Raw genomic sequence first — 20344 nt, 5'->3', positions numbered from 1 at the left:
GATGTGGCTCCGGCGCCAATCCCGTCGCCACGCGGGCAATAAGAAACAAGCCATTTCCAGGGAGAAACCAGATGTACAGGAAGATAGGAGCCGGCCTCGCCGCACTGACGGTCAGCGTCCTGCTCGCCACCACCTCCGCCTATGCCGATTTCTGGTCCGACGCATCCAAGGACCTCCAGGGTGTCACCATCCACGGCATTTCCGAGAGCACGCCGCCCTCCAACTATGTGAAGAACGTGCTGGGCCCAGCCTTCACCAAGGCCACCGGCATCAAGGTGGAGTTCGAAGCCACCTCCTGGGACCAGATGTACGACAAGGCGATCAAGGACATGGAGGCCAAGACCGGCGTCTATGACTTCGTCTATATCGAGCAGGACATCATCTACAGCTATCTGGCCCGCAACTTCCTGGTCGACATCACCAAGACCCTCGCCGACAAGCCGGCGCTGAAGGCGCCCGACTACGATCCCGCGAAGTTCACCAGCTTCGCCAACTACTTCAAGGACGACAAGGGCGACCTCTACGGCGTGCCGATGGAGGCCTTCATCAAGATCTACCTCTATCGCAAGGACCTGTTCGATGATCCGGCGGTGAAGGAAGCCTACAAGAAGAAGACCGGCAAGGATCTCGCGCCCGCCAAGACCCATGAGGACTACAAGGCCATCGCCGACTTCTTCACCGAATGGGGCAAGGACAAGGGCGAGGAATTGTGGGGCTCGACGGTGCAGGCCAATACCGGCCACCCCGCCTCCTGGTACGAATTCTTCGAAAGCGTCGCGCCGACCTTCGGCGTCTATAATTGGGGCATCGACGCTTCCAAGAACTATGCCGCCACCGTCGCCAATGGCGGCTCGATGAACAGCCCCGAGGCCAAGAAGGCCCTGGAATACTGGCTGAGCCTGCTGCCGGACGCGCCGCCCGAATCCACCGCCAGCACCTGGGACGAAGTCGCCGCCACCTTCGCAGCCGGCCGCGCGGCCCAGGGCCTGGTCTATGGCGAGAACGCCGCCTGGATCGCCACCGATGCCTCCAAGTCCAAGGTGGTGGGCAAGGTCGGCGTGGCCTTGCCGCCGACCTCCCCCGGCGTGATCGAGGCCGCGGAAGCCGGCAAGGGCTATATCGGCTATTATGACGGCGGTGCCTTCGGCATCTCCTATGCCTCCAAGAACAAGGAAGCGGCCCTGCTCTTCCTGCAATATATCGCCCAGGAGAGCGTCCAGGCCGATTGGGCCGTCGCCGGTTCGCGCATCACCCACACCGCGACCTATGACGATCCCAAGGTGAAGGCGCAGGACGAGAAGACGAACGGCTACTATTCGCTGATGAAGAAGGACGGCAAACTCTTTGCCGGTGCCCCGCCCTACCCCTTCCACGCCCAGGTGCGTGAAGCGACCGCCTCGATCTTCTACAAGGCGATCACGGGCGACCTTTCCGCCTCCGACGCCCTCGACCAGATGGCGGCCACGACGGAAGCCGAACTCAAGAAGCTGGGCTATCGCAAGTAAGAACGTCGGCCTTTGTCATGCCCGGGCTTGACCCGGGCATCCGGGTGCCTTCGCCAGGTGAGTACTGGCCAGGTGGGGACTGGATTGCCGGGCCAAGCCCGGCAATGACAAAGGCCGCATCGATCCAAAGCGGGCCGCCATTTGAACGAGACACTTCAAATCGCAAAGACACGTTGGATCAAAGAGTTGGAGCAAGTGAGCGTTCACGCCTGAACGCTCACTTGCTCGAGGTGCCGTAGCTTTCGAGATCGGCATCCCTCTTGCCTCGCGGGTGAAGGAACCCTCATGCGATCGTCGACAACCGGCTGGCTGCTGCTGGCACCCACCCTGTTCATCCTCGCTCTGTTCGGTGTCGTGCCGTTCATCTACGTGATGGTGGTCTCCTTCACGCAGTGGAACAGCTTCGCTGCCGATCCGACCATGCATTTCAACGGGCTCGACAATTTCCGGGCCTTGGTCTTCGATACCGACTTCCTCAAGTCGATCTGGGGCACGTTGAAATTCGGCTTCTTCGCCGTGGTCAGCGAGATCGTGCTCGGCTATTTCCTCGCCCAACTCTTCATGCGCGACTTCCCGGGCAAGGGCTTCTTCCGTACCATCCATACTTTGCCGCTGGTGATCGCGCCGATCGCCGTGGGCGCGATCTGGCGTCTGCTGCTGACGCCCGGCCTCGGCCCGTTGCCGAGCTATCTTCGAAGCTGGTTCGGCTACGACCTCAACATCAGCCGCTTCTCCGACCAGGCCTTCACCGCCGTGGTGATCATGGATATCTGGCACTGGACGCCGCTGGTGACGCTGACCCTGCTCGCCGCCCTGTCGTCCCTGCCCAAGGATCCCTTCGAGCAGGCGCAGATCGACGGCGCCAGCCGCTTCCAGATCTTCTGGCACATCACTTTGCCGATGCTGAAGCCGGCCATTCTCGCCACCGTGTTCATCCGCCTGATGGATGCGTTGCGCACCTTCGACGAGATCTTCATGCTGACCTCCGGGGGCCCTGGCGATGCCACCCGCTTCGTCGGCCTCTATATCTTCCGCGTGGTGTTTCCCAAGAAGGACTACGGCTATGGCGGCGCCATGTCCGTGCTGGTCCTCTACCTCACCATCGTGATGTGCTGGCTGCTCTATTCGGCCCTGGTGGCCCGCCGCGACCTCAGGAGGCCCGAGTGATGCGCAAGCCCAATGTCTTCGTCAGCCTGTTGCTCTGGATCGTGCTCAGCCTGATCACGCTGGCGCCGATCTACTGGCTGTTCGTGGTCTCGGCCAAGAGCCGCGTCGAGCTCTTCGGCCGGCCGAGCTTCCTGTTGACTTCCTTCTTCCCGGACAACTACGCCAACGCCCTGACCGACCCGAACCTGCAGAAATACATGTTGAATTCGGTCATCGTCGCCACCTCCAATGCCTTTCTTGTGACCCTGCTCGGCTTCCTCGCCACCTATGCGCTGACGCGCTACAAGCTGGTCGGCAAGGAGAACGTCTTCTTCTGGACCATCACCAACCGCATGGCCCCGCCGGCGGTGTTCCTGCTGCCTTTGTTCCTGCTCTACACGCAGGTCTTCGTCGTCGGCGACTGGAAACTGTTCGATACGCGCATCGGCCTCGTCCTGCTCTATTGCGTGTTCAACCTGCCCTTCGCCGTGTGGACGCTGCGGCCGGTGCTCGATTCCATCCCGCAGGAACTCGACGAGGCCGCCACCATCGACGGCGCCTCGACCTTCCAGCTTCTCGCCAAGGTGATCTATCCGCTCGCCCGGCCGGGCCTCGCCGTCACCATGATCCTCACCTGGATCTTCGCCTGGAACGAATATCTCCTGGCCGCCACCCTCACCAGCGTGGAGGCCCGCACCATCACCACGCTGCTTGCAGAATATGTCTCCGTCACCGGCACCAATTGGGGCCAGCTTGCCGCCACCGCCATGCTGACGCTGATCCCCGCCCTGGTGATCCTCGGCGTGGTTCAGCGCCATATCGTCGCCGGCCTGACCTTCGGCGCCGTGAAGGGATGAGGCCATGAACCAGTTCGCCAATCTCGACAAGCAGGACGAAGAGCTCGAAAAGCCTCCCGTCGAAAAGACCGGCTTCCTGCCGATCCACACCAACGGCTTCGACCGCGGCTTCATCGCCGTGGTCCTCTTGATCGCCATCCATCTGTTCTGGATGCGCTTCGTCGAGCAGTCGCTCTCGATCTATGTCGCCACCGCGATCTCGCTGGTGCTCGGCTATGTGATCATCAAGAAGGGGTGATGCCGATGGCGGCCATGCTTGGCCCGACCGTCAGGATAATTCCCCCCTGCCGAGGCGCAAATCTAAGGTAGAATCTTGCTCTTGCGCTTCGGCTTCCTCCCACTATTGTCATACAAAATACGATGACAAGATGAGGGAGCGGACAATGGCCAAGCGCATCATGTTCACCGGCGGCAGCGGCAAGGCCGGCCGCCATGTCGTGAAGGATCTCCTCGATCACGGCTATGAGGTGCTCAACATCGACACCAAGCCGCTGGACGATCCGCGCGTTCGCACGCTGATTGCCGACATCACCGATGCCGGCCAGGTCTTCAATGCGCTGTCGAGCTATATGGGCACGCACGAGTTCGACGCCTCGCTGCGTCCGCAGAAGGTCGACGCCGTCGTCCATTTCGCCGCCATTCCACGCATCATGATCGTGCCTGACAACGAGGTGTTCCGCGTCAATGCGCTCGGCACCTACAACGTCATCGAAGCGGCGACCAAGCTCGGCATCCGCAAGGTCGTGATTGCCTCGAGCGAGACGACCTATGGCGTCGTCTTCGCCCATGAGCACCGCAATCCCGCCTATTTCCCGCTCGACGAGAACTATGACGTCGACCCGATGGACAGCTATGCCCTCTCCAAGGTCGTCAACGAGAAGACGGCCCGGGCCTTTGCCCTGCGCGAGGGCATCGACATCTACGCGCTGCGCATCGGCAACGTCATCATTCCCGAGGACTACACCGAGAACTTTCCCAAATGGTTCGCCGATCCCGGTTTTCGCAAGCGCATCGCCTGGAGCTACATCGATGCGCGCGACCTCGGCCAGATCACCCGGCTCGCCATCGAGAAGGAGGGCCTCGGCTTCCAGGTTTTCAATGCCGTCAACGACGAGACCTCGTCCAATCTGCCGACAGCCGAACTGCTCCGCCGCTTCTACCCCGAGGTACCGGTCAAGGGCGCGCTCGGCGAATACGAGACGCTGCTGTCCAACAAGAAGGCCCGCGAGCTGCTGGGTTTCCGCGAAGAGCATCCCTGGCGGCGTTACGTGAAAGGCTAGAGGCTGTTATGGACCATGGATAGGGTTACAGTCGAAGTTCTGTTGTCCAGGCGATTTTCCAGCGTCTTTGCCAGCAGTTGAATTACGACTGTCGTCCCTCGGGTAAGGATGGCTCAGCAGAAGCGGTCATCCGCCGCTGTGACCGCTGCAGGCCATCCGGCCCGCATGAGCGGTCGTGTTTGACAGCATCGATTGTCCAGCCTACTTGTACGGACAGGATTACAAGAAGCGAAACCAGCTCGCCCTGAATGGACCAGCCGACCGCACAGGAAACGCCATGAGCTTCGACGAACGACCTGCCCCCTCCCAGCGCGACCTCGCCAACGCCATCCGCTTCCTGACCGTCGATACCATCGAGGCGGCCGGGACCGGTCACCCCGGCACCGCCATGGGCATGGCCGATATCGCCGAGGTGCTATGGAATCGCTTCCTCAAGCACAATCCGGCCGACCCGAGCTGGATCGACCGCGACCGTTTCGTGCAGTCGAACGGCCATGGCGCGATGCTGATCTATTCCCTGCTGCATCTGTCGGGCTACGACCTCTCCCTCGAGGAGCTCAAGGCCCATCGCAAGCCTGGATCCAGGACGCCGGGCCATCCCGAATACGGCATCACGCCCGGCGTGGAGACGACCACCGGGCCGCTCGGCCAGGGCTTCGCCAATGCCGTCGGCATGGCGCTCGCCGAGCGCAAGCTCGCGGCCGAATTCAACCGCGACGATTTTCCCGTCATCGACCATCACACCTACGTCTTTGTCGGCGATGGCTGCCTGATGGAAGGCGTGGCGCAGGAGGCCGCTTCGCTCGCCGGCGCACTCGGTCTCGGCCGGCTGATCGCCTTCTATGACGACAACGGCATCTCCATCGACGGCGAAGTCAGGGCCTGGTTCGCCGACGACACGCCGGCGCGTTTCCGGGCGCTGGGCTGGCACGTGGTCTCTGATGTCGACGGCCATGACCCCGGCGCCGTCGAGGCCGCGATCGAGGAAGCGCGTGGCGTGCATGACAGGCCGAGCCTGATCTGCTGTCGCACCATTATCGGCTTCGGCGCGCCCACCAAGCAGGGCAAGGAAGAAGTTCATGGCGCCCCATTGGGCGCTGCCGAGGCCACGGCAACCCGCGAAGCGCTGGGCTGGCGCTATCCGCCGCATGAAGTGCCCTCTCCCATCCGCGCCGGCTGGGATGCGCGCAAGCGCGGAGCGGACAGGCAGGCAGCCTGGGAGGCCCTGTTCGCCCGCTACCGGGCGACCCATCCGGATCTTGCCGCGGAGCTGCAGCGCCGCATGGCCGGCGAAGCACCAGTCGCTTTTGCTTCCGTCGTGGCAGCCTATGCCGATGCCCTGCTGGCGGAACCGCCAGCCCGCCAGCCTCTGCGCAAGGCTTCCAGCAAGGTTCTCGCCCGCTTCACCGCGCTGCTGCCGGAACTGATCGGTGGCTCGGCTGACCTCAGCCAGTCCACCCTGGCCTGGACCGCCGCTTCCAGGTCGATCCTGCCGGGGGATTTCGCCGGCAATTTCATCCATTACGGCGTCCGAGAATTTGGCATGTCCGCCGTGATGAACGGCATGGCAGCCCATGGCGGCCTGATCCCCTTCGGCTCGACCTATCTCGTCTTCAGCGACTACGCCCGCAACGCCGTGCGCCTTGCAGCCCTGATGAAGCTGAAGGCGATCTTTCTCTATACGCATGATTCCATCGGGGTCGGCGAGGACGGCCCGACTCACCAGCCGGCCGAACAGCTCCTTGCCCTGCGCGCCATTCCCGGCCTGTCGCTCTGGCGCCCCGGCAGCGAGCTCGAAGCGCTGCTCGCCTGGGAAGACGCGGTGGGCCGCGAGGGTCCCAGCGTCATCGTCGCCGCCCGCCAGGACGGCTCAGCCATCACGCACAGCGGGGAACACCGGCAGGCGATCCGGCGCGGCGGCTATGTCCTCTCGGAGCCAACGCAGCGCCCCGATCTCGTCCTTGCTGGTACCGGCTCCGAGCTCGGCCTCGTCACCGAAACGGCGACGCATCTCGCGGCCGAGGGGATCCATGCCCGGGTGGTATCGATCCCCAACGCGAACATCTTTGCAGAGCAGTCGGCGGCCTATCGCGACGCCGTCCTGCCGCCGGGCCTGCCGAGCCTGTTCGTCGAAGCGGCCTCGTCGATCTACTGGTATCAGTTCCTGCGCGGCCCTGGCGCGGTTGTTGGCATCGACGCCTTCGGGGAAAGCGCGCCCGGCCCGCTGCTCTACCAGCATTTCGGCCTCACGGCCGAGGCGGTGGCGGCAAGGGCCAGGGCGCTGCTGGCGGTCGGCACCTGAGAAGGACGTCAGCGCGCCCGATGCAGTTCGATGGTCAGGCGCGTGCGATCGGGATGGTGCCAGGATTCGTAATATTCCACCGGCCTGCCTTCCTGGTCATAGGTCAGTTCGCGGTTGAAGAGCACATGCGACCCCGGATCGAGACCGAGATGACCGGCTATCTCGGCATCGGCCGTGCCGATCTCCACGGTGCGCTGCCCGCTGGAGACGATGACGCCGAAATCCCGCTCGAGGCATTCGTAGAGCGAGACCTGGTCGAGGCCGGGATAGGTCAGCAATCCCGGCACACGGCCATAGGGCAGATAGTTGCGCACCAGAAGCAGCACCTCGCCATCGGCATAGCGCAGGCGCTCGATCAGCACGGCCCTGGCATCACCTATGCGCTCGGCGATGGCCGCAGGGGCCTCGATCAGGCGCTGCGCCAGGATCTTCGTGCTCAGCTTGAAGCCGGCCCGCGCCAGATCCTCCCGCAGCGGGTCGAGGCGCTGGCTTAGATTGATCGGCACCCTGCGTTCGCGCACGAAGGCACCACGGCCGCGCTCGGTCTCGATCAATCCCTGCAGCGCCAGCGACTGCAGGGCCTGGCGCACGACGCTACGCGAGATGTCGTAACGGGCACACAGCTCATGTTCGGAAGGAAGTCTCTCACCCGCGGCGTAGAGGCCTTGCGAAATTCCGGCCCTCAGGGTTTCGGCGAGTTGAAAATAAAGGGGAACCGGCGTGGAACGATCGAGCATGAAGCGGCAAATCGGCGAGAAGGATGCGCGACCCTACCAGCTTTACCGCTCCAGCAACAGCGCATGCTTGGTCCTGCTTTCGCAGCACCTCAATCACGCAGCATCCGTCTCCTGGGCGAGCACACCGCTCGCGCTGGCATTGCCGCGGATCGCATAGGCCAGGGGATCACGCCCCATTTCCACCGCCAGCGTCATGAAGGTTTCGGCATTGCAGGGCAGGTAGGAGGATTCGAGCCGCGCCAGCGTACTGAAGGTCACACCCGTAAGTGCGCCGAACTGTCGATAGGTCAGCCCGCGCGCGGCGCGCGCATTCCGCAAATCGTCGCCAAATCGCTTCCAATCGATCTGGAGCGATGTGGAGTTCTTCTGGAAGGGACGGCTCGCTCTTTCCTGCATTTCTTCACTCACTTCACGCCTGGTGAGATCGCGCTACATTGCCTGGAACTCTTTCAGCAAACATTCTCAAATATTTCATCGCGACTTCTCCAGAACCGGGAAGACTCCGCAAAATGCACTGGACTTCAACTGCTATACGTAAGGCACTCCAATATACGTTACCATACCGGAATGCATTCAGCGTTACAGATCAAATTCGTAACATCACAATTTCTTGAGGACGTTGCCAAAACGCACAGCACAACTTCAAGACCGCAAGCACAATAGGCCAAGCGGGGCCCGGCTCACGCCAGGCCCCGCTCTCAGATCGTTTCGTTCGGATCAGAAGGTGCGCTTCAGGCGAACACCACCCTGCCAGGAGTTAGCGGAGCCATCCAAAGACCCGAGCGGCCCGATGCCAACTTCCTGCTTGGTGTGGGTATAGGAGACTTCGCCCGCCACTGAGAGGCCCTTGACGATCGTATAGGTCAGATTGCCCGCGATGGAGTATTCCTTGAGCGAGATATCGATACCCGGAACAACGTTGCGCAGAATGCCGTCCGCCTTCACGTCGATGTAGCTGCCCACCAGATTGGCGTTGAGCTGCGGCGTGATATTGCCACCGAGTTCGGCCACGATCGACCAGCCCTTGGTCGTGTCATAGCCCGAGATACCTCCGGGCCCGATCGACGAGGGGAAGAGGTCCGACAAGCCGATGAGCGTGCCCAGGCTGTTCTTGACACCGAGATACTCGGTAGCGCCATCGGCATACTGACCTTCAACGATAAAATGGCCGCCGTCGATGACCGGTATTTTAATGAGGGCGGTACCGCCAATGGCAAAGCCGTACTTGTTGTCGTGAGTCGTCGGGATGGAAAGAGTGCCAGTGTTGCCACCCAACGTCGCCGTCACGTCAACAGTCTCGGGCGAGCGCAGCTGGTGGAGAGCTCCTTGGACGGCCAAGGATCCCCAACTTGCATCATAGCGCAACTGACCAACGACGTCCGGAAGCTGTTGCCCGCCCTGCAGATTGATGTCCACGCTGTTACCGAAGCCGAGGACCGTGCTATCCAAGCCAACGTCGTTGACACGGTGGTCGCGGCCATCTTCGATCGACAGCGTGGCGCTGAAGCCACCGCCGAACTGAGCGGTGTAGGCGATGAGGTTAACCGTGCTGGTTTCTGCGTAGTAGGGTGCCCAGATCGTATCGCCATACTCGTTGTCGTAGAAGCCGAAGAACGAATGGGCGTAACCAGCGGTCAGGCCACCGAACTGGATGAAGGCCTTGTCGATCGTGAAGGTGTTGCCGTTGTAGGTGCCGCCACGACCTTGAGCCGAAATCGGATGAGAGTCGGCATTGATCTGGAAGTAGGAGCGCAGCACGCCCCAATCGGTCTCGGTGCGGGCGTCGAACCAGATACGGGCCTGCGTGTTGAAGGCCGAGCGATCATCATTCCGGTTCTGCCCAACATTGGTCAAGACATTGTTGATGGATGTCGGAGCCGTATTGATGCCCACCCGGTCGCCGCCGAACGCGCGATAATCGGCGCGGATCTCGCCGCCGATCTTCAGACAGGTATCGCTGCCGGGGATGTAGAAGAAGCCGGGACCGAAGGCCGAGCAGACCTTCACATATTCGACGGCCTCGCCCTTGGTCATGGGCAGGTCGGCAGCCTGGGCGGCGCCGATGGCGGCGATGCCTGCAGCAGCGCCGAGAAGTGCGGATTTAATCGTCATCAAAACCCCCTCCGGGACATTATTTTACTTGCACGAGGGGACTTCTTGTCATGACACCCCACTCGCAACAGCCGACCGAACTTGGCGCATGCTTGGAAAGCACTTGGCCGCCACGTGAATCGTCGCAATGAAGGTGCGATATTCTAGAAAGCGCCACAATAGAGTTTTTCTACCTTGGCACCGACAGAAAACATTTTGGCGAATATGTGTCACTCAAAAGACACATCCAGAGCATCGTAGCTTACACCAAAGAATCGACTACCCTTAAGGGTATATCTAATTAATATACCAACAAAATATAAGTTTATTTCGGTGTTTTATAATTGGAACACATAAAATTAATACACGAAACCTCTATCTCTTAGCAAAAGACACCACAAGCCCGTCATTGCAGGCCAATCAGTTTCCATGTGGTAATATAAGACTTACCGATCCACCGCCCCCGCACATCGATGCCGGAATGAGTTCGGAAAAGTTCCTATCCGATATCCCGTTTTGCTTGCAGGTGGCATGCCATGCAACGAGACGAGAAATCTCTCCGCATCAGACACAAGCAAGCACCGCCGGACCGATGGTCCAGCGGTGCTTGCTTGTCTTGTCTATGGCTGAAGCTGACGGCCGTCAGGCCTTCTCTCGGGGCCAGGGCGTCTCGGACACCGGCGTCAGCGGCCCCTTGCCATCGCGCCAGGAGACGAGATTGTCGACCACCAGCTGGCCCATGGCCCGGCGGGTGTGAATGGTGGCCGAGCCGACATGCGGCAGCAGCACCGCATTGTCGAGCGCCACCAGCGCTTCGGGCACCTGCGGTTCGTCGGCGAAGACGTCGAGCCCCGCCGCGAGAATGGTGCGATTGCGTAGCGCCTCGATCAGGGCGCCCTCGTCGACGACAGAACCGCGGGCGACATTGATCAGCACGCCGTCGGGGCCGAGCGCCTTGAGCACCTCGGCATCGACTAGATGGCGCGTCTCCGCCCCGCCGGGGACGATGATCATCAGCGTATCCACCGCCTCCGCCAGCGCCTTCACGCTGGAGTGGTAGGCATAGGCGACATCCGCCTGGCGCCGGCGCCCGTAATAGGCGATCTTCAGGCCAAAGGCCTCGGCGCGGCGGGCGATGGCTTTGCCGATCCGCCCCAGGCCGACGATACCGAGCGTGCGCCCGCGCAGCGTCGCCGGCGTCAATGGATAGTTTTCGCTCAGCCATTTGCCCTGCCGCAGGAAGCGGTCGGCCTGCGGTACTTCGCGGATGGTCGCCAGCAGCAAGGCCATGGCGAGATCGGCGACGTCCTCGTTGAGGACTTCGGGCGTGTTGGTGACGACGACGCCATGCCGTGCCGCCGCGGCGGCATCGACGGAATCATAGCCGACGCCGAAATTGGCGATGATTTCGAGCTTGGGTAAAGCAGCGATCAGCGCTTCGTCGACATGGGCATGGCCGCCAGCTGCGAGGAAGCGCACCCGGTCGGCGATCCTCGCCAGCACCGCATCGGGATCATCCGCCAGCCAGAGCTTGTGCACGGTAAAGGCCTGATCCAAGGCCTCGACCGTTTGGGCAAGCATGGGCTTGGGCATCAGAAGATCGGGTGCGGACATGCCGAGGGAACTCTCAGGGAATGGAATGGATCGAAGGATAGCGCCAAGACCTAAAGCGTTTTGCGGTCTGGCGAAATCACCAAATCGCAAAATGCATTGGAACGAGAAGCTCCGGCAGGCAGGCAGATCCATGGCGTGGGATCTGATTTTCGAAGTCAGATCCCACGCCATGGACTATTGTTGCTGCATCGTTTTTACCGAAAATCGGCATTCACTTTTCGGTACGACGCTCCAGGAAAGCGCCTGCTCAGAGGGCCGGCAGCTTGCCGCCAAGCTCGTCCTCGATATGGGCCTGCACGATGGCGTCCATGTCGCGATCGGCGACGAAGCCGAGTTCGAGGGCACGCGCCGTGTCGAAGTCGCGCGGCCAACCCGCCACGATCTTCTCGATCACGGGATCGGGCTGATGCTTGATCAGCGCCACGGCCTTGTCACCGGCGGCCCGGCGCAAGGCCTCGATCTCCTCGGCCACCGTTGCGGAGAGGCCGGGCATGGAAAGATTGCGGCGCGCGCCCAGGCGGGCCGTGTCGATCGCCGCTGAATGGTGGAGGAAGCCGACCGCCGAGCGAGGGCTGGCAAACCAATGGCGCACATCGTCCGAGACCGGCAGGATGGCTTCCTGCCCATTCAGCGGCTCGCGCAAAATGCCCGAGAAGAAGCCCGAGGCTGCCTTGTTGGGCTTGCCGGGGCGCACCGCGATGGTCGGCAGGCGGATGCCGATGCCGTCGAAGAAGCCACGGCGGCTGTAATCGGCCAGCAGCAGCTCGCCGATCGCCTTCTGCGTGCCATAGGAGGTCAGGGGCGTGTTGAAAAACTCGTCGCCGATACGCTCCGGGAAGGGCGCGCCGAACACGGCAATGGAGGAGGAGAAGATCACGCGCGGATAATAGCCCTCGCCCGGCCGGGCATCGCCATGGGCCTGGCGGATCGCTTCGAACAGGCGCTGGGTGCCTTCCAGGTTGATGCGATAACCCTTGTCGAAATCGGCCTCCGCCTCACCCGAGACGATGGCGGCGAGATGGACGATCACATCGGGACGAGTGCCGATCAGACGCTCGACCGTGCCGGGCACCGGCAGATCGTCCTGGCTGGCGCTGCAGGCGAACGGCAGACCGGCGGGAACCTGGGGCAGCACGACGTCGCTGAGCAATGCTTCGCTGACGGACTTGCCGCCAAGCTTGCCGTCGCGGCTCATGCTCTCCAGCAATTTGCGGCCCACCATGCCGGCCGCACCCAGGATCAGGACTTTCATCGCCTCGCCTCGTCATTTCCCCGCGACCGAAAACACCCAGCCGAAGCCTCGCGCATCGCACCGCATCTTTTGTCTCATGATGCCCGTTCTGGGCCCGAAGACGGCTCGAATCCGCCGTTTCTCAGCCTAGCGATAAGGCCTTTGCCGAGGTGAGGCAAGTTCTTGTCTTACAAATTGGGCCAATTCTTGTCTTACAAATTAAACAAGGACATGGTGGCGCATGACAAAGGCCCCGTCATCGCTTCCGGGGCCTCGCCATCATTCGCGTTAGCGGACACGATCAGGAACGCGGCCCGACCATCGCCGTCAGGGCCCCTTGCGGATCACGGCATTGGATCACCCACATCTCACCGGGCACTTCCATCGGCTCCATCAGGATCTTGCCGCCATTGTCTGTGACGCGCTTGGCCGTCTCGTCGATATTGTCGACCTGGATGTAGTAGACCCACATCGGCCCGCACATGTCCTTGGTGCGGGTCATCATGCCCCCATAATCGGTGCCGTTCTGGCCATAGAGCTGATAGACCCCCATCGGCCCCATATCGAGGCCCTGGTGCTTCTCCCAGCCGAACAGCCTGGAATAGAACTCGAAGGCGCCGGGCCCGTCGCCGGCATGCAGTTCCCGCCAGGCGATATGGCCCGGCGTGCCCAGGCCCGGCATTTCCGGCGGTTCCCCCTGCCCCTTGAACAGGCCGAACACGGCTCCATAGGGATCGGCGGCAATGGCAAAGCGGCCGACGCCGGGAATGTCATCCGGCGCACGATGAACCTGGCCTCCGAGCTTCACCACCTCGGCCGCGGAGACATCGACGTCGTCAGCGGCCACGAAGCCGGTCCAGTTCGGCGGCACGTTGCGGGCGGCAGCATCGGGCGGAATGTCCATGAGGCCGGCCACGAGCGCGCCCTTGTTGGAAAACAGCGTGTAGGTGAGGCCCGGCATACCGGAATCGGCCGCATCCCAGCCCAGCACGGCGCTATAGAAGGCCGCCGCCGCCTTCACATCCGTGGTCATCAGTTCGTACCAGACAAAGCTTCCATGCGTGACGGACATGACGGGCTCCCTTTGATGTCGGTTTCGGATCAGATTGCGGATCAGATTTCTTGGCAGGGGACGATAGGCCGAGACCATGGCGGCCCGATCACAGCCCCTTGGCGATAGCCATCGAAACGGGTGTCAGCTGCAGCAGCCATGTGCAGCGGGCTTGTCCTCGTATTCGTCATGCCGCCGCACGAAATCCATGGTCGAAGCCTCGTTCCGCCCCTTGGGTGCGCGGTCGAGGATCATCAAAGTGCCGATCAGTTCCTCCGGACCGCGGGCATAGCTCGAATAGCTGTGAAACACCTCGCCCTGCTCGTCCTTGTAGAAGGCACTCAGCCCGGGCAATTCGTCATGGCCTTGGGCGCTCGGCTGGCTGGTGAAATTATAGACGATCTCCTCGCCCGCCAGGTCCTCCCGGCTGAAGGAGACGTGATAGTCGAAATTGAAATCACTGCCGAAGGCCGACGCCCAGGGAAAGTGCCAGCCCATGCGCTCTTTATAGGCCTCGATCTTGGCAAGCGGCGCCCGCGAGACGGCGGTGAGCGTAACGTCGTGGTGGTTGAGATGGGCCACGGCGCCGTCGAGATGATCCGCCAGGAAGGAGCAGCCGGTGCAGCCGGCATCCCAGTCGGGGCCCAGCATGAAATGGTAGACGATCAGCTGGCTGCGGCCCTCGAACAACTCGGCGAGCGTACGCCGCCCCTGGGGCGTGTCGAAAAGATAGGCCTTGTCGACCTTGACCCAAGGCAGCGCCATGCGCTCGGCATTCAGCCGGTCGCGTGCCCGCGTCGCCTCCTTCTCCTTGATCAGCAGCGCCTTGCGCGCCGTCAGCCATTCTTCCCGAGACACGACCTGATGGGCTGGCATGTCGACCTCCCTGCAGCAGTTCCTGGATAGCGGATTCTGGATCGCTTGACTAAATAGGTTGATATCAACATTATTAGTGCATGTCAAAACACACCGATCATCGGCGCTTTTCATCCCAGCCGGGCCTCGATGAGGCAGATCCCCCGGACGCGGAGGGCACGCAGGAAACCCTCGTTCCCTTCGCGACGACCCTGCTCGTGCGCGATACTTGCCTGTGCCTGCACGTCCAGCGCGCGGCGCGGGCACTGGCTCGCCGCTTCGACGACGCCCTGCGTCCGGTCGGGCTGACAAACAGCCAGTTCTCGTTGCTAATGGCGCTCAACCGCCCTGCCCCGCCGCCAATGGGGCCGGTGGCGGCACTGCTGGCCATGGATCGCACCACCCTCACCGCCGCCCTCAAGCGGCTCGAGGCCCGCGGCCTCGTTCAGATATTGCGCGATCCGGCGGACCGGCGGTCCCGCCTGCTCGCGCTTACCGCGGCGGGGCGGTCGCTGCTGGCGCGGGCCGTGCCGATCTGGCAGGAGAGCCATGCCCTGCTGGATACGGCGCTGGCGGGCGGCCAGGCCATCCGCCTCAGGCAGGATCTCGCCGCTCTCTGCTAAACCGCTGCCCCCGCATAGGCAAAGGCCCCGGTTTCCCGGGGCCTCGTGTCGACAGGGCGCGACGCCGTCCCCGTCAATTGAAGGTGTAGGACAGGCCGCCCATCACGCCGAAGTCCGGCTTGCGGCCGCCCGCCGAATAGGTGCCGGCGATATTGGCGCGCCACTTGGCGTCCTCCGAGGTCCAGCCCAGGCCGGCGGCGAGGCCGACCTGGCGGTGATAGACCGCCATGCCTGCCGCGGCCGAGACCTTGCCCGGCCTGTCGTCGTAGCGCAAAGCCGAGGCCGCCATGGCCTGGGAGATGCCCTGCCGGGCTTCCTTGAGGTTGTTGGACACCTGGCTCTGCAGATTGGCGATGCTGCCGCCGATGCCGTCGAAGCGCTTGTCGAGGGCGGTCAGCGCACTTCCCACATCATTGTATGTGCCTGTGCTCAGTTGATACTTAGTGCCCGTGAGTTGACCATTGGCATCAACGGTAGTGTTGCCGCCTAGAGCGGCCGCCACTGAACTGGCCGTGCCATAAAGCTGCGATCCATTGACGGCCTGTTTTGAAGCGCCTGAGACTTCGCCATTGGCAACATTGTTGATGGTCACTGGTGTGCCGGCGTTGCCCAAGGTGACGCTGGTCTTGCTGGGATCGTCATACTTCACCGCCGTATTGGCAAGATTGGTCGTGTTCTGATCGAGCTGCGTCATCGCATCCGACACGCTGCTGTATTGCGTGGGACCATTCGCATCGACATCACCATTCTTGTCGATCTTGGTCACGCCCTGGCTGAAGTTCTCGATCTTGCCTGTGGTCGAGTTGTATGTCGCGCCACCACCAATGGTCGTGGCCGTCGAGGTGCCGAGGTTGTTGACGTTATTGCCAAGCTGCGTGACCTGCTGGTTGGCAGCCTCGATCGCCTGGTTGGTGGCGTAGAGCTGCGAGCCATTGACCGCATCCGTCGAGGTCGCCGAGATCTGGCCAGCCGCGACATTGGTGACCGTGCGCTCATTGCCCGCCGAGCCGACGCTCACCGTGCTGGTCGCATTGGTGCCGGCAAAGGTGTAGGGCGTGCCGTTGATCGTCGTGCCCGTGGTGTTGATCACCGTCGAGGTCACCGAACCAGCACCGAGCGCGACATCGCCTTCATTGGCCGAGGCCTGGGCGCCATTGCCGATCGCGGTCGAGTTGGCCGTCGTCGCGCTCGAATTGGCGCCGACCGCCGTGGCGCCATCAGCCGTGGCCTTGCTGCCGGAGCCCATGGCGGTGGAACCGGTACCGCTCGCCTCGGCATTCTTACCGGTGGCGATCGCCCCCTCGCCGCTAGCCTTGGCCTGGGTGCCTGTCGCAATCGAGTCATTGCCGCTGGCCTCGGCACCATTGCCGACCGCGACGGATGAAGCACCTCCCGCGTTGGCATCGTTGCCCGCGGCGATCGACTTGGCGCCGCTCGCCACGGACTTCGGACCAATCGCTACAGCACCATCCCCACTGGCGACGCTGTCCGCCTCCGTCGAATTGGCGTGGAAATATTTGATGCCACCGCCATTGATGGAGCCGCCGATCTTGTCGAGCACGCTCTGCACCGAGGTGAAGGTGCTGCCACCATAGTTGAGGCTGGTGATCACCGTGCCGCTGCTGGGATCGAAGCTCGAGCCGCCGCCAAGGCCGCTTGCCACCGAATTGCCCAGGCTGAACAACTGCGAGCCGTTGACGGCATCGGTGGAGGTCGAGGACACGTCACCCTTGGCGATATTGGTGATCTTCTTGCCGCCGGCATCGATGCCGTTGGTGGTCACGCTCGGCCCGCCGGTGATGGTGAGGCCGTTGGTGTCGAGCGTCGCATTGCCGGTCGTCACGCTGTTGGCGGTGAGAGTGGCAACCGTGATGGCGCTGGCGAGGTTGAAGGTGGCGTTCGAGCCGGACTGGCTGATGACGATGTTGCCGTCGGTGTTGTTGAGATCCACCGTGCCGCCGGGCGCCACATTGGCGGTCGTCGACCCGTTGTTGGTCGAGAGGTTCCAGCCCTTGTTGGCCGTCTGCTGCACGGCGTAGAGCTGCGAGCCATTTACCGCATCGCTCGAGACTGCCGTCACCGCACCGTTGGCAAGGTTGGTCATCGTCACCGGGGTGCCGGCATTGCCGAGCGTGATCTTGTCCTTCACCGCGGGATCATCGTACTTCACCGCAGCATTGGCGAGGTTGGTGGTGTTGGTGTCGAGCTGCGTCAGCGCGCCGGCTACCGTGGTGTAGCCCGTGGTCGTGCCGACATTGCCCTTGCCATCGATCGCCGTGACGGTCTGGCTGAAGCCCGACAGCGTGCCGGTCGCCGGGTCATAGGTCGTGCCGCCCCCCAGGGTCGACGCCGTCGAATTGCCGAGATTGCCGGCGGCATTGCTCACCGTCTGCAACTGGCCGACATTCACCGCGTCGGTGGCGTTGGTGCCGGCTGCGACATTGGTGATCGCCTTGCTGCCGGCATCGATGCCTGCGGTGGTGACGCTCGGCCCGCCCGTGATGGTCAGGCCGTTCGTCGTCACCGTGGTGCCTCCCACCGTCAGGCCGGTGGCGTCGAGCGTGTTGCCGCCCGCCGTGATGCTGTCCAGCGTGATGCTCTTGGCGAGGTCGAAGGTGGCGTTCGGGCCGTTATGGGCGATGACGATATTGCCGTCGGTGTTGCTCAGATCCACCGTGCCGCCGGGACCGACATTGCTCTTGCCCGCGGTATCGCCGCCGGTCGACAGGTTCCAGCCGGCATTGGCATTGTTGCCCACGGCCTGGAGCTGGCTGACATTCACCGCATCATTGGCCGCCACACCGTTGGCGACATTGCCGATGGTCACCGGCGTGCCGGCATTGCCCAGGGTGATCTTGTCCTTGGTGGCAGGATCGTCATACTTCACTGCCACATTGGCGAGGTTGGTGGTGTTGGTGTCGAGCTGCGTCAGCGCCCCGGCCACCGTCGTATAGGCCGTGCTGGCACCGACATTGCCCTTGCCGTCAACAGCCGTGACGTTCTGGCTGAAATTAGCGATCTTGCCGGTAGCAGGATCATAGCTTGCCCCACCGCCCAGCGTCGAGGCCGTCGTCGAGCCGAGATTGTTGACGTTATTGCCGAGATTGGTCACCGACGTCGCGACGGTGTTGAGCTGGCTGAAATTGACCGCATCATTGGGATCACTGCCGTCGGCGAGATTAGTGACCTTCTTGTTGCCTGCGTCGATGCCTGCGGTGGTCACGCTGGGCCCACCGGTGATGGTGAGACCGTCGGTGGTCACCGTGGTGTTGCCCACGGTCAAGCCGGTGGCGTCGAGCGTGTTGCCGCCCGCCGTGACGCTGTCGAGTGTGATGCTCTTGGCGAGGTCGAAGGTGGCGTTCGAGCCGTTATGGGCGACGACGATGTTGCCGTCGGTGTTGCTCAGATCCACCGTGCCGCCGGGACCGACATTGCTCTTGCCCGCGGTATCGCCGCCGGTCGACAGGTTCCAGCCCGCGCTCGCCGTCGAACTCACGGCATTCAGCGCACTTCCGACATCGTTATAGGTGTTGCCGCCGATATTGTAGTTCGGTGCACTCACCGTGCCGTCCGGGTTCACGACCGAGCCGCCCCCAAAATTGTCGGCGATCGAGTTCGAGGCCGCGTAGAGCTGCGAGCCGTTGACCGCATCGCTCGAGGTGGCGCTGATATTGCCCTTGGCAAGATTGGTGATCAGGGTGAGGTCCGATGCCCCGATGCCGCCCAGCGTGATCTTGTCCTTGATCGCCGGATCGTCGTATTTCACCGCGGCATTGGCGAGATTGGTCGTATTGGTGTCGAGCTGAGTCAGCGCATTGGACACCGTGGTGTATTGGGTCGGCGCACCGGCCGCATTACCCTTGCCGTCGACCGCGGTGACATTCTGGCTGAAGCCTGACAGCGTGCCGGTGTTGGGATCGTAGGTCGTGCCGCCCCCGATGGTCGAAGCGGTCGAATTGCCGAGATTGTTGACGTTGTTGCCGAGATTCGTCACCGAGGTGGAGACGCTGTTGAGCTGACTCAGATTGACCGCGTCGGTGGCATTGGTGCCGGCGGCCACATTGGTGATCGCCTTGTTGCCGGCATCGATGCCGGCCGTCGTCACGCTCGGGCCGCCCGCGATGGTGAGACCGCTGGTGTCGAGCTTGGAATTGCCGGACGTGACGCTGTCGACCGTGACATCCTTGGACAGGTTGAAAGTGACGGCGTTGCCGGTCTTGGTGATGGCGAGATTGCCGTCGGTGTTGTTGAGATCGACCGTGCTGCCGGGAGCAACATTGGAGGAGTTGGCGCCGTTGGCGGTCAGGTTCCAGCCCATGTTGGCGGTCTGCTGCACGTCATAGAGCTGGGAGCCGTTGACCGCGTCGGTCGAACCTGCCGCAACCGCGCCATTGGCGAGATTGGTGATCTGGGTCGGCTGCGTCGCGCCGGCACCACCAAGGGTGATCTTGGTCTTGGTGGCGTCGTCATACTGCACCGCATTGGCGGTGGCATTGCCGACCACGGCGAAGAGCTGCGAACCGTTGACCGCATCGGTCGAGGTCGCCGTCACGTCGCCATTGGCGACGTTGGTGATCTTCTTGCCCCCGGCATCGACACCGGCAGTCGTCACGCTCGGCCCGCCTGTGATCGTCAGGCCGGTCGCGTCGAGCTTGGACGCGCCCACCACTACGCTGGTCGTATCGATCGTCACCGCGCCGACGGACAGGCTGTTGGCGATCTTCACGTTGGAGGCGAGGTCGAAGGTCGCGTTCGGCCCGGACTGGCCGATCACGACATTGCCGTCCGTATTGCTGAGATCGACCGTACCGCCCGGCGCAATGTTGCTGGTGCTTGCGCCCTTGTTGGTGGAGAGGTTCCAGCCCTTGTTCGCGGTCTGGCTGACCGCGTCGAGCTGGCTGACATTGACCGCGTCAGTGGCCGCCACACCATTGGCGACATTGCCGATGGCCACCGGCGTGCCGGCATTGCCGAGCGTGATCCTGTCCTTCACCGCGGGGTCGTCATACTTCACCGCGGCATTGGCGAGATTGGTGGTGTTGGTGTCGAGCT

The 20344-nt window shown here is 62.7% G+C and carries 15 protein-coding genes; 7 read left to right on the top strand and 8 right to left on the bottom strand.

What is annotated here, in order from left to right; translation table 11 throughout:
- Positions 1-71: 71 nt before the first annotated feature.
- From QM672_RS19685 to tkt, 6 genes are all read left to right on the top strand, one after another.
- Positions 72-1505 carry an ABC transporter substrate-binding protein gene (locus QM672_RS19685; RefSeq protein ID WP_068295730.1) on the top strand — a complete coding sequence of 478 codons (1434 nt, stop codon included), beginning with the start codon at positions 72-74 and terminating at the stop codon, positions 1503-1505.
- Between the two features lie 285 nt (positions 1506-1790).
- Entirely contained in the window at positions 1791-2672 is an 882-nt protein-coding gene (locus tag QM672_RS19680; protein ID WP_311940129.1) for a sugar ABC transporter permease, read from the top strand.
- Entirely contained in the window at positions 2672-3508 is an 837-nt protein-coding gene (locus QM672_RS19675) for a carbohydrate ABC transporter permease (protein ID WP_068295726.1), read from the top strand. Before QM672_RS19680 ends, QM672_RS19675 begins: the two co-directional genes overlap by 1 nt.
- Before the next feature lie 4 nt (positions 3509-3512).
- Positions 3513-3746, top strand: coding sequence for a DUF2160 family membrane protein (locus QM672_RS19670; RefSeq protein WP_311940131.1), 234 nt, complete (start codon positions 3513-3515; stop codon positions 3744-3746).
- A gap of 145 nt (positions 3747-3891) precedes the next feature.
- Positions 3892-4788 (top strand): NAD-dependent epimerase/dehydratase family protein, encoded by an 897-nt coding sequence (locus tag QM672_RS19665; RefSeq protein ID WP_415084592.1) that lies wholly within the window; start codon positions 3892-3894, stop codon positions 4786-4788.
- Between the two features lie 277 nt (positions 4789-5065).
- Positions 5066-7090: a transketolase gene (gene tkt, locus QM672_RS19660; RefSeq protein WP_311940135.1), complete on the top strand. Its 2025-nt coding sequence runs from the start codon at positions 5066-5068 to the stop codon at positions 7088-7090.
- A gap of 8 nt (positions 7091-7098) precedes the next feature.
- Here the strand turns inward: tkt and QM672_RS19655 are convergent, their stop codons facing one another.
- The 7 genes from QM672_RS19655 to QM672_RS19625 form a co-directional block, all read right to left on the bottom strand.
- On the bottom strand, positions 7099-7827 hold the full coding sequence (locus QM672_RS19655) for a GntR family transcriptional regulator (protein WP_311940136.1): 729 nt from the start codon (positions 7825-7827) through the stop codon (positions 7099-7101).
- A gap of 93 nt (positions 7828-7920) precedes the next feature.
- A complete protein-coding gene (locus QM672_RS19650; RefSeq protein WP_311940138.1) occupies positions 7921-8223 on the bottom strand; it encodes a helix-turn-helix domain-containing protein in 303 nt (100 codons plus the stop codon).
- A 321-nt stretch (positions 8224-8544) separates the two neighbouring features.
- Positions 8545-9939, bottom strand: coding sequence for a porin (locus QM672_RS19645; RefSeq protein WP_415084589.1), 1395 nt, complete (start codon positions 9937-9939; stop codon positions 8545-8547).
- Positions 9940-10560: 621 nt separating this feature from the next.
- Positions 10561-11532, bottom strand: coding sequence for a 2-hydroxyacid dehydrogenase (locus tag QM672_RS19640; RefSeq protein WP_311944458.1), 972 nt, complete (start codon positions 11530-11532; stop codon positions 10561-10563).
- Between the two features lie 247 nt (positions 11533-11779).
- On the bottom strand, positions 11780-12784 hold the full coding sequence (denD, locus tag QM672_RS19635) for a D-erythronate dehydrogenase (protein ID WP_367625401.1): 1005 nt from the start codon (positions 12782-12784) through the stop codon (positions 11780-11782).
- Between the two features lie 280 nt (positions 12785-13064).
- Entirely contained in the window at positions 13065-13835 is a 771-nt protein-coding gene (locus QM672_RS19630) for a VOC family protein (RefSeq protein WP_367625400.1), read from the bottom strand.
- Positions 13836-13958: 123 nt separating this feature from the next.
- Positions 13959-14690 carry a DUF899 domain-containing protein gene (locus QM672_RS19625; RefSeq protein ID WP_415084586.1) on the bottom strand — a complete coding sequence of 244 codons (732 nt, stop codon included), beginning with the start codon at positions 14688-14690 and terminating at the stop codon, positions 13959-13961.
- A gap of 80 nt (positions 14691-14770) precedes the next feature.
- Here QM672_RS19625 and QM672_RS19620 point away from each other — a divergent pair, with 80 nt between their 5' ends.
- Positions 14771-15292, top strand: a complete 522-nt coding sequence (locus QM672_RS19620; RefSeq protein ID WP_415084584.1) for a MarR family winged helix-turn-helix transcriptional regulator — start codon at positions 14771-14773, stop codon at positions 15290-15292.
- Between the two features lie 73 nt (positions 15293-15365).
- On the opposite strand, the gene QM672_RS19615 is transcribed toward QM672_RS19620, so the two are convergent.
- On the bottom strand, positions 15366-20344 hold a 4979-nt coding region (locus QM672_RS19615; RefSeq protein WP_415084582.1), incomplete at its 5' end, for a beta strand repeat-containing protein.

This window comes from Labrys sp. (in: a-proteobacteria), from assembly GCF_047605565.1.
In the GTDB taxonomy this organism is placed as follows: Bacteria; Pseudomonadota; Alphaproteobacteria; order Rhizobiales; family Labraceae; genus Labrys; species Labrys neptuniae.
This window is presented reverse-complemented; position numbering and strand designations above follow the sequence as displayed.

What these genes read in the sequence shown, in the direction of transcription:
- QM672_RS19685 (WP_068295730.1), top strand. Translation starts at nt 72, where the DNA reads ATGTACAGGAAGATAGGAGCCGGCCTCGCCGCACTGACGGTCAGCGTC.
- QM672_RS19680 (WP_311940129.1), top strand. Translation starts at nt 1,791, where the DNA reads ATGCGATCGTCGACAACCGGCTGGCTGCTGCTGGCACCCACCCTGTTC.
- tkt (WP_311940135.1), top strand. Translation starts at nt 5,066, where the DNA reads ATGAGCTTCGACGAACGACCTGCCCCCTCCCAGCGCGACCTCGCCAAC.
- QM672_RS19670 (WP_311940131.1), top strand. Translation starts at nt 3,513, where the DNA reads ATGAACCAGTTCGCCAATCTCGACAAGCAGGACGAAGAGCTCGAAAAG.
- QM672_RS19675 (WP_068295726.1), top strand. Translation starts at nt 2,672, where the DNA reads ATGCGCAAGCCCAATGTCTTCGTCAGCCTGTTGCTCTGGATCGTGCTC.
- QM672_RS19630 (WP_367625400.1), bottom strand. Translation starts at nt 13,835, where the DNA reads ATGTCCGTCACGCATGGAAGCTTTGTCTGGTACGAACTGATGACCACG.
- QM672_RS19620 (WP_415084584.1), top strand. Translation starts at nt 14,771, where the DNA reads ATGTCAAAACACACCGATCATCGGCGCTTTTCATCCCAGCCGGGCCTC.
- QM672_RS19625 (WP_415084586.1), bottom strand. Translation starts at nt 14,690, where the DNA reads ATGCCAGCCCATCAGGTCGTGTCTCGGGAAGAATGGCTGACGGCGCGC.
- QM672_RS19650 (WP_311940138.1), bottom strand. Translation starts at nt 8,223, where the DNA reads ATGCAGGAAAGAGCGAGCCGTCCCTTCCAGAAGAACTCCACATCGCTC.
- denD (WP_367625401.1), bottom strand. Translation starts at nt 12,784, where the DNA reads ATGAAAGTCCTGATCCTGGGTGCGGCCGGCATGGTGGGCCGCAAATTG.
- QM672_RS19645 (WP_415084589.1), bottom strand. Translation starts at nt 9,939, where the DNA reads ATGACGATTAAATCCGCACTTCTCGGCGCTGCTGCAGGCATCGCCGCC.
- QM672_RS19665 (WP_415084592.1), top strand. Translation starts at nt 3,892, where the DNA reads ATGGCCAAGCGCATCATGTTCACCGGCGGCAGCGGCAAGGCCGGCCGC.
- QM672_RS19640 (WP_311944458.1), bottom strand. Translation starts at nt 11,532, where the DNA reads ATGTCCGCACCCGATCTTCTGATGCCCAAGCCCATGCTTGCCCAAACG.
- QM672_RS19655 (WP_311940136.1), bottom strand. Translation starts at nt 7,827, where the DNA reads ATGCTCGATCGTTCCACGCCGGTTCCCCTTTATTTTCAACTCGCCGAA.